We start from the raw sequence: 8,177 nt of genomic DNA, 5'->3' as shown, positions 1-8,177 counted from the left end.
GGTGACAAACTTTATTCAACGTATAAATAAAGTTTGATAACAGAAACATGATAACAAATTGATAACACCGTTCAGTACAGTCTGTGGACTTAGGACAGTGGAATGCATATGAAACCAGATAGAACCATAATGCCTATATAAAAATGTATAGTAACAAGAATTTATTTGCGAGTTTGAATAAACAAAAATGTAAATTAGCAAACTCTATTATCCTGAAATTAGTAAACTTCATTATCCTGTGAAGGTAGAGCTCTAAACATATTTTAAGGTATGTTTGGGGCCCTTTTTTGTTGGAAAAAGGGGGTATCCATTCATGTGATGGGGGATATTTGTTTGCATATATATGGTATGTAGATGGAGGGAAATGGTGTGTTTGTTACTAAATATAGTATTCGCTTTCTGCCGCCCAGTCACTTTTTTTAATGTTGAAAAATTAGCCCGTTATCCTGTCCATGATAGATTGGATTGCAGCCAAATCTATTTTGCAAAAAACAGGATAATGGAGTGTGTGAATGAACATAGTGTTTTTTCTAAAAGTGATTTTGGGGAAAATTGAAATCCGTCAGAAACCGCATAAATAAAGGCTTTACAGGAACAGGCTTGAAAATTCCCAAAAGTGAAAATAGGAAAAATCCTTGTTTTGGGGAAGAAAAACTCTCTTTTGGGGAAGAAAAACTCTCTTTTGGGGAAAGAACTCTTCGTTTTTGGGAAATACATTTCTCTTTTTTTCAAAATGTATTTTTCCTTTTGGGGAAGAAAAAGTTCTTATTTTTCTGGAATAAAAAATGCGAGTGCAATTTTAAAACGTATGAGATTTTCAGGAACAGAACAAGGCATTTTTGTGAGTGACGTTCTCTTTTTGGGAGAAAATCAGCTCTTTCTGGGAAAATAGCCTTTATTTTTGGGAAAATAGCTTCATTTTCGGGAGAAAAACATCCATTTTTTGGGAAAAGTTCTCTCTTTTTGGGAAAGGAGAAGCACTATGCGGAAAAAGAATTACAAAGGACGTTGTGAAAAGGTATCAGTCAGTAAGAGTGAAGATGTATGCAGATTGTACAGCGAGTTACAGAAAAAGTATCTGAGTATGTTGAAAGAAAATCAGGAGATATGGTTCTATGTCAAGATTTAGTACAAGTTAAAATGAGGTTTTCCCCATTTTAACCGGCCATCAGCAATTCGTGTTGTTGTACTCTACGATAAAGTTCTTCATAATCATTTGGTGACATATAGTCGCAGTGACTATGAATCCGTTTTGTATTGTAGAATGCCTCCAGATACTCGAATACTAATCGATATGCATGCCCATAATCGCGGATTTTGAAGCGATTTAACCATTCACGCTTAATCAGTGAATGAAATGACTCAATACAAGCATTGTCCCATACAAAAGAAGTTGAAGCCGAAAGTACAGCCTTTATCGTTGCTACACTTTTGGGACTGGATACTAGTGATTACAGCTTTGAATATATTGCCGGATGGAACGGCAAGGACAATCTGAAAGCATTGAGTGCAGCCATGAAGCAGGTACAGGATACCGCAAATCAGATGTATGACAATATTATACAGCAGCTAGATCGTGTGGCATAGAAAGGACATGAAGCTATGAAAACAGAAAAATATGTAAAGATAATCACTTCATTTGCCCGGATGTACGGTGTAGCAGAAACATTAAAAGATTTACCATTTCGTAATCAGGAAGAAACATATTTATTGTTTTCAATTTGGGCGAAAGAGTATCTGAAAGAATCTGATACAGATATGGTGGGATTTTTTGAAAAGAAAATAAGTGAATTGTGAAAGAGATACTGAGGATAAAAAAGTATCTTGATTTTATATTCATATGGATGTTACGATCAGAACATTAATTACCCGAAGGAGAAAAAAAGAATGAAGAAATTAACACAAAGCAAGATAACATTGTTTGCAGCTTTGCTTATTGCAGTGCTGTCATTAAGTATCTTTCCGGCTAAGAAAGTATTAGCAATGGAAATGAGCATTCCCAGCAAAAGCGGAAAGACAGTTTGCTGTATGATGGTAGACAAGAAGAACACAGAGTACGGCATCTACGGCGAAGATTTACGAAAGCTCCCACAGGGGCAAATATGACCGTTCTCAGTTTTAAGTCTAGTAACGAGAAGGTAATCAAAACCTGGACAAAGAAATATGATTTTGATAAAAAGACATATCCTGTGTTGAAGTTAAGAAAGCCGGGTATTGCAAAATTAACACTGACTTACAAATCCGGTTCAAAAAGATATAATTATACAGTAAAAGTACAGGTTATCAAATGCCAGAATCCATTCAAAACCTTCAAAATTGGAAATAAGAATTATGCATCTGTATATAACAAAGTGAATATGTATGGTGCTACATTAAGAATGCCAACATTAAAAAACGGTACTTATAAATTTGCTTTAAAACCGAATAAGAATTTTACAATCAATACCGCTAAATTACAGCAGACTTATGGAAACACAGCAAGAAATGTAAATATTAAGAATGCAAAGAAAGTTAAAATAACGAAGGATGCGTATTTCATGTTTATGATGAAATACAAAAACATGGACATTGTGAATGTATGTTTCCAAGGATAAGAATCACAGATACCTGATACAAGAAAAGACAAATCATATAATTTTTTCAGAAACAACAATTTAAACATCATTTCTGGTTCTTTCGCTGGACGACCAAAATGTTCACAGTACTGTTTACGTAACATAGGATTTACAAAACTAAAATCTACATTTTCTTTAATTCTACGCAGAAGATGATTGGCAGGAATGATTACTTCATAAATCCCCTGATAAGGTGACAATGATAGTTTTAACTGTGAATTATCTCTCAACATCGAAGAATTCCCCTTCCTACTTATATTTGCGTTATGAAAAGGATGAAAGCAGACAAGAGTCTTGGATATAACTATGATACTGACCGTTTTGAATCAGACAGCCGTAAGGAAGATGATATCTTTTTAAATTTAGAGATGCTCTGTGAAAATAAAATCGAAACATCTGACCGATCTGAAGGAGCTATAAGTCGAAATGATTGTATAAAAGCCATGGAGAACATGGTAGATTCCCTGATCAGTGACCGATTACTGGAACTCAGTAAGTATGTATTGCTGGATCCAATCGGCAAAAGAATACTGATCGACAAAAGTTCAATGCAGACTGACGGATATCAGGTGTTCATTAACTAGGAGGCAGATATGAGATTTAGAAAAAATGTGCCTGCGGAGCACAGAGAATTCCTGCAGGAACAGTTAAAGCAATACAAAAAAGAAATGACCATGACGAAAGATGAGTTACGTGAATTGGAAAAATGGGTAGCCAGTGGACGAAGCCCATATGATAACGGCGACTATATTTATAGCGAAAACGGATGCCCAATGGACTTTGTCAGCGCAATGCGTTTCCAGGATGAAATGTATGAATGGTGGATGAGTCTTTCAGAAGAAGAACGAGAACAAGAATTAAGGGAGCTTCGCGGGGATTATGATACTGTTTCAGACAGCATAATCATAGATACTGAATGGAGTGATCCGGCAATGGATCCGGATGCTGAACTTCCGTTCAGCTGATGCGCTTGACGGGTCAATTCACAGTGTAAAAAATCGGATTTACATACAGAAATGACCCACTTGAAATCAGGCGGGTCAGAATTAAACGTAAAAGTGGGTCAATTTTACTTGACAATCAACAAGAAGAAGCCCCGAATTGTAGTAGCGTACAATTCGGGGCTTCGTTCTTTGCTACAAGTATTTTTGGAATTACTTTTTGCCTATTGGCATTATATTATATGCAAATCTGAAAATCAATATACCGATAAATGGGAAATCGAGAAGAAAAATATTCTGTTTTTTTGAAATAAAAAATGCGAGTGCATTTTGAAACCTATGAGATTTTCAAGATTAGTTAAATGTGGTAGAATTCATATAAAAAATACTAATGAAAGGTTATCAAGATAAAAATGGAACGAGATTTTATCTCAATATTTATTTTTGCACTGGGAACAGCAGGAAGTATATACATTTTTAAAAGTATATTTGATTTTGTAATAAAGAGAAATTTTTCAAAATTATATGGAATAGGAAAATTGCCGAGAAGCATAAAGGTAAGAAAGAAATCAAATGAGAAAGGGGAAAACTATTATTATCTAAATTATCCTTATTGGTCTGTAAGTAAAAAGGACGGTACAGCAGACAGGAGAGTAAAGAAAAACTATATCATATGGAAGAGAAGTAAATTATATGTTGAAAACTATTTGGTTTTTACAGAAAGACCATATGAGTTAGTTGGAGTAGTCAAAAAATTGCGTTTGCAAGGCATTGCAATAGATTTATGTAAAGAAGAAAGAATAAAACGTGCCGACCTTTTAAAGAAGAAAGAGACATTTGCGTGTAATAGTGATATTCAAAAAATTGTTGATTATTATTCGGAGAAACCAACTGATTTTGAGGGATTATGCTCGGAATTATTTGAAAGTTTAGGGTATATAGCTAAACTAACTCCCCCGACAAATGACGGAGGTTATGATATATCACTTACCAGAGGGGGAGAAAAAACGATTGTTGAATGTAAATGCTATTCAATAGGACATAAAGTTGGGCGTCCGAATATCCAGAAACTTGTAGGGGCAAATAATGTTGTATTAGCAGATAAAATGATTTTTATAACAACAAGTGATTTTTCCGGTGCAGCTATTTCTTACGCTGAAGAGGTGGAAGTAAAACTGATAAATGGTAATAAGTTAATGGAACTTTTACACAAGCAGGGTTTTATTGAAAAAGAAAAAGTTAAGATAAATGTGATGGAATGCCAGTTAGAAACGGCAGACTTATATCCATATGTTCCACGCGATATATATGAAAGTTTTTTTGAATGATTTTTGAAATATTTTTGAAAATTATTAAGAGAAATGGAGCAGTAATTCCGGGACATCTCAGAATCCTGGAGACCTATGAGATGGCGAGAGAACTTGCTGATTATATAGAGAATCTGGAAATTGAGGAATGGAAATAATAAGAGAAGCTAAACAATAGGAGAAAAATATGGGAAAAGAAAATGGAAAGAATGTAGGATTCCCTGAGGATTTCATCTGGGGAGCAGCAACAAGTGCGTATCAGATCGAAGGTGCAGTAAAAGAAGATGGCAAAGGTGAGCACATCTGGGATGTGTATACAAAAGAACCTGGGAAAGTATATTCCGGTCACACCGGCGAAGTGGCATGCGACCATTATCACAGATATAAAGAAGATGTTCAGTTAATGAAAGAAATGGGCCTGAAAGCTTATCGCTTTTCCATCGACTGGTCACGGGTTTTACCAGATGGATTTGGAAGAGTGAATGAGAAAGGTATTGAGTTCTATAACCATCTGATCGACGAGCTTGTGGAAAATAAGATCGAACCATATATTACTTTGTATCACTGGGAACTTCCATATGAAATCTATAAAAGAGGCGGATGGATGAATCCGCAGATCGTGGAATGGTTTGGAGAATATGCGAAGCTTGTTGCAGAAAGATTCAGTGACAGGGTAAGTCATTTCTTTACATTGAATGAACCACAGTGCTTTGTCGGACTTGGCTTTCTTACCGGAGAACATGCACCGGGAGTAAAAGCACCCATGAGAGATACCTTTGAAATGGCACACAATGCCTTGAAAGCACATGGAAGAGCGGTACAGATGCTCCGTACTTATGGAAAACAGAAACTGACGATCGGATATGCACCGACATCATCTGTCTGTTATCCGGAAACAGATCGGCCGGAAGATATCGAGGCCGCAAGAAAGGCATATTTTTCTCTTCAGGAGGATGACAGTAACTGGACATGGAAGGTGTCCTGGTGGTCAGATCCTGTTTTGCTTGGACATTATCCGGAAGAGGGATTGGAACGTTATGAAAAATATCTTCCGAAAATTACAGAAGAAGACATGCGTCTGATCTCAGAACCAATCGATATCTATGGACAGAATATCTATAATGGAAGATGCTTCCGTATGGGAGAAGACGGGAAACCACAGGAGGTTTGTCGATATGAGGGATTTCCCAAGACTGCGATCCAATGGCCGGTAACACCGGAATGTCTGCGTTGGGGACCGAAGTTCTTATATGAAAGATATCACAAGCCAATTTATATCACAGAGAACGGATTATCCTGTCATGATGTGATCTCATTAGATGGAAAAGTGCATGATCCAAACAGAATTGATTTTCTTGCAAGATATTTACAGGAACTGAAAAAGGTAGCAGAGGAAGTAGATATCAGAGGATATTTCCAGTGGTCTTTGATGGATAATTTTGAATGGGCAAAGGGTTACTCAGACAGATTTGGACTTGTATATGTAGACTACAGGAACCAGCAGAGAATTATGAAAGATTCAGCATTCTGGTATAAACACGTGATAGAGACAAAAGGAGTCGAATTATAAAAAGAAGAGACCGGATATGAAGATCCATCTTTTTGCGATCTGATGTGGAAAATCTGGAGAAGAATCATTGGGTCCGGCAGAAGTATTGAAGCTTCATGAGGTTTCAGTAAAAGAATTCCAGACGCTTGTGGCAACAGGGGAAGTGAAGCATGTTGCAGGCCTTGCAGCGTGGGCACGCTGGATGAGCAGAGAAGACGAAAAATAATGGAATATCATGGACTGGTGTCTTATAACACGGACAAATATCAGGAAGATCATGTATCCTGGTGGGACTGTGTCGATGTGATCTCTTCCAGCGGATATTATCCGATTGATCAATGGGAGCAGGAACTGGATCGTATCGAAAAAACAGTCTTAAAATATAAGAAACCATTTTTCTTTGCCGAAGTGGGATGTATGTCGCGAGAAGGTTCCGGGATGATTCCGAATAACTGGGGATTGCAGGGAGAACTTCGCCTGGAAGAACAGTGTGAATGGTATCGTGCAATGTTTGAGGCCTGTAAGAAACGACCATGGCTTCGTGGTTTTGCTTTATGGGAGTAGGCACCAAAGCTGCCTTCTGCTTCCGAGGCATGGAAGGACGACAGTTATGAAATATGTGAGAAACCGGTGCAGGTGATAATAAAGAGATTCTATGAGCATGAGGCAGGAACCTCATTAATGTAATATTTGTAAAGGAAAAAGAACAGTCTGTTTTGATGGGATTAATTTCTGTTATGACAGACTGTTTTTTCTATTCCATTATCAATAGTTGATTTGCGGAAAACATCGAAATATATGTGTCGTGAGGAGAAGTTTATGCTGTATATAATACTATTAGCTGAGCTATATGGACATATGTCAAAAATGTTATTGACATATGCCTTTTATAGAACTATTATATAAGAAAAGCAAGAAAGGAGCAGTTTATGCCGAGACCAGTAAAATGCAGAAAAGTTTGCCATTTCCCCAATGTTTTAGAATTCTTTCCGGCAGATGATACTGAGAAAAAAACACCTATTGTTCTGACGGTAGATGAGTATGAAACCATCCGTCTTTTGGACAAGAAAGGTTATAGTCAGGAGCAGTGCGCAGCATCTATGCAAGTCGCAAGAACAACCGTTCAACGAATTTATGAGATTGCCAGGAAGAAAATAGCAGATGCACTCATTGATGGATATCCGCTTAAAATTGAAGGTGGAGATTTCAAAATCTGTGATGGTCAGAGCGGTAACTGTAGGCTTGGAGGATGTTATAAGCAGGAGTTTCATCAAAAATATGCAGCAGAAAAAGGAGAGGGTATCATGAGAATAGCAGTAACATATGAAAACGGACAGATTTTTCAGCACTTCGGACACACAGAAACATTTAAGATTTACGATGTAGAGGAAGGAAAAGTAGTACATTCAGAAGTAGTAGATACGAATGGAAGCGGACATGGCGCATTGGCAGGAGTTCTTAAAGCATTGAATGCAGATGTTTTGATCTGTGGCGGAATCGGAGGCGGCGCACAGACAGCGTTAGCGGCAGCCGGCATTAAGCTTTTCGGAGGAGTTTCCGGAGATGCGGATGAAGCAGTAAAAGCGTTTATCAATGAAACACTGGAGTATAATCCGGATGTGAAATGTTCTCATCATGAGCACAGCCACGGGGAAGGACATACATGTGGCGAGCATGGATGTGGAAGCCATAGCTGTCATTAAGAAAAATAGCAAAAAATAATAATACACAAGGATGTACAAAGGCGTTTTGCAGTCATTATTAC

13 protein-coding genes and 1 pseudogene are annotated in these 8,177 nt (G+C 37.3%); 12 read left to right on the top strand and 2 right to left on the bottom strand.

Annotated features, from left to right (window positions below; all coding sequences use genetic code 11):
- Nucleotides 1-640 precede the first annotated feature (640 nt).
- Entirely contained in the window at nt 641-892 is a 252-nt protein-coding gene (locus GPK58_RS03360) for a hypothetical protein (protein ID WP_215638198.1), read from the top strand.
- 265 nt (nt 893-1,157) lie between these two features.
- Here GPK58_RS03360 and GPK58_RS13280 read toward each other — a convergent pair whose 3' ends face one another.
- Entirely contained in the window at nt 1,158-1,367 is a 210-nt protein-coding gene (locus GPK58_RS13280) for an IS3 family transposase (protein WP_278603433.1), read from the bottom strand.
- A 7-nt stretch (nt 1,368-1,374) separates the two neighbouring features.
- On the opposite strand from GPK58_RS13280, the gene GPK58_RS03350 reads away from it, so the two are divergent.
- From GPK58_RS03350 to GPK58_RS03335, 4 genes are all read left to right on the top strand, one after another.
- The gene (locus GPK58_RS03350) at nt 1,375-1,587 is read left to right on the top strand and encodes a hypothetical protein (RefSeq protein ID WP_215638197.1); all 213 of its coding nucleotides are present in this window, start codon (nt 1,375-1,377) and stop codon (nt 1,585-1,587) included.
- A 15-nt stretch (nt 1,588-1,602) separates the two neighbouring features.
- Entirely contained in the window at nt 1,603-1,797 is a 195-nt protein-coding gene (locus GPK58_RS03345; RefSeq protein ID WP_215638196.1) for a hypothetical protein, read from the top strand.
- 90 nt (nt 1,798-1,887) lie between these two features.
- The gene (locus GPK58_RS03340; RefSeq protein WP_215638195.1) at nt 1,888-2,106 is read left to right on the top strand and encodes a hypothetical protein; all 219 of its coding nucleotides are present in this window, start codon (nt 1,888-1,890) and stop codon (nt 2,104-2,106) included.
- Nucleotides 2,103-2,594, top strand: coding sequence for a hypothetical protein (locus GPK58_RS03335; protein WP_215638203.1), 492 nt, complete (start codon nt 2,103-2,105; stop codon nt 2,592-2,594). Before GPK58_RS03340 ends, GPK58_RS03335 begins: the two co-directional genes overlap by 4 nt.
- Before the next feature lie 26 nt (nt 2,595-2,620).
- Here the strand turns inward: GPK58_RS03335 and GPK58_RS03330 are convergent.
- Nucleotides 2,621-2,848, bottom strand: a pseudogene (locus GPK58_RS03330) (transposase); the annotation flags it as partial.
- A 360-nt stretch (nt 2,849-3,208) separates the two neighbouring features.
- Here GPK58_RS03330 and GPK58_RS03325 point away from each other — a divergent pair.
- The 7 genes from GPK58_RS03325 (at nt 3,209) to GPK58_RS03300 (ending at nt 8,115) form a co-directional block, all read left to right on the top strand.
- Nucleotides 3,209-3,580, top strand: a complete 372-nt coding sequence (locus tag GPK58_RS03325) for a hypothetical protein (protein WP_215638194.1) — start codon at nt 3,209-3,211, stop codon at nt 3,578-3,580.
- Between the two features lie 389 nt (nt 3,581-3,969).
- Entirely contained in the window at nt 3,970-4,884 is a 915-nt protein-coding gene (locus GPK58_RS03320; protein ID WP_215638193.1) for a restriction endonuclease, read from the top strand.
- A 14-nt stretch (nt 4,885-4,898) separates the two neighbouring features.
- A complete protein-coding gene (locus tag GPK58_RS13160; RefSeq protein ID WP_256443679.1) occupies nt 4,899-5,021 on the top strand; it encodes a hypothetical protein in 123 nt (40 codons plus the stop codon).
- A gap of 29 nt (nt 5,022-5,050) precedes the next feature.
- Nucleotides 5,051-6,433, top strand: a complete 1,383-nt coding sequence (locus GPK58_RS03315; protein WP_215638192.1) for a GH1 family beta-glucosidase — start codon at nt 5,051-5,053, stop codon at nt 6,431-6,433.
- Between the two features lie 67 nt (nt 6,434-6,500).
- Nucleotides 6,501-6,638 carry a hypothetical protein gene (locus GPK58_RS03310; RefSeq protein ID WP_158526480.1) on the top strand — a complete coding sequence of 46 codons (138 nt, stop codon included), beginning with the start codon at nt 6,501-6,503 and terminating at the stop codon, nt 6,636-6,638.
- Nucleotides 6,638-6,976: a glycoside hydrolase family 113 gene (locus GPK58_RS03305; RefSeq protein ID WP_252195751.1), complete on the top strand. Its 339-nt coding sequence runs from the start codon at nt 6,638-6,640 to the stop codon at nt 6,974-6,976. The genes GPK58_RS03310 and GPK58_RS03305 overlap by 1 nt, the downstream gene beginning before the upstream one ends.
- A 365-nt stretch (nt 6,977-7,341) precedes the next feature.
- Nucleotides 7,342-8,115 (top strand): NifB/NifX family molybdenum-iron cluster-binding protein, encoded by a 774-nt coding sequence (locus tag GPK58_RS03300; RefSeq protein WP_215638191.1) that lies wholly within the window; start codon nt 7,342-7,344, stop codon nt 8,113-8,115.
- The last annotated feature ends 62 nt before the right edge of the window (nt 8,116-8,177 follow it).

It is taken from the genome of Blautia sp. MCC270 (assembly GCF_018785605.1).
GTDB lineage: Bacteria > Bacillota > Clostridia > Lachnospirales > Lachnospiraceae > Blautia_A > Blautia_A fusiformis.
Note: the sequence above shows the minus strand (reverse complement) of the source record. Positions and strands in the feature narration are given on the sequence as shown.

Excerpts from the sequence above, each read along its gene's own strand:
- GPK58_RS03345 (WP_215638196.1), top strand. The coding sequence starts at position 1,603 with ATGAAAACAGAAAAATATGTAAAGATAATCACTTCATTTGCCCGGATG.
- GPK58_RS03340 (WP_215638195.1), top strand. The coding sequence starts at position 1,888 with ATGAAGAAATTAACACAAAGCAAGATAACATTGTTTGCAGCTTTGCTT.
- GPK58_RS03335 (WP_215638203.1), top strand. The coding sequence starts at position 2,103 with ATGACCGTTCTCAGTTTTAAGTCTAGTAACGAGAAGGTAATCAAAACC.
- GPK58_RS03325 (WP_215638194.1), top strand. The coding sequence starts at position 3,209 with ATGAGATTTAGAAAAAATGTGCCTGCGGAGCACAGAGAATTCCTGCAG.
- GPK58_RS03320 (WP_215638193.1), top strand. The coding sequence starts at position 3,970 with ATGGAACGAGATTTTATCTCAATATTTATTTTTGCACTGGGAACAGCA.
- GPK58_RS03315 (WP_215638192.1), top strand. The coding sequence starts at position 5,051 with ATGGGAAAAGAAAATGGAAAGAATGTAGGATTCCCTGAGGATTTCATC.
- GPK58_RS03305 (WP_252195751.1), top strand. The coding sequence starts at position 6,638 with ATGGAATATCATGGACTGGTGTCTTATAACACGGACAAATATCAGGAA.
- GPK58_RS03300 (WP_215638191.1), top strand. The coding sequence starts at position 7,342 with ATGCCGAGACCAGTAAAATGCAGAAAAGTTTGCCATTTCCCCAATGTT.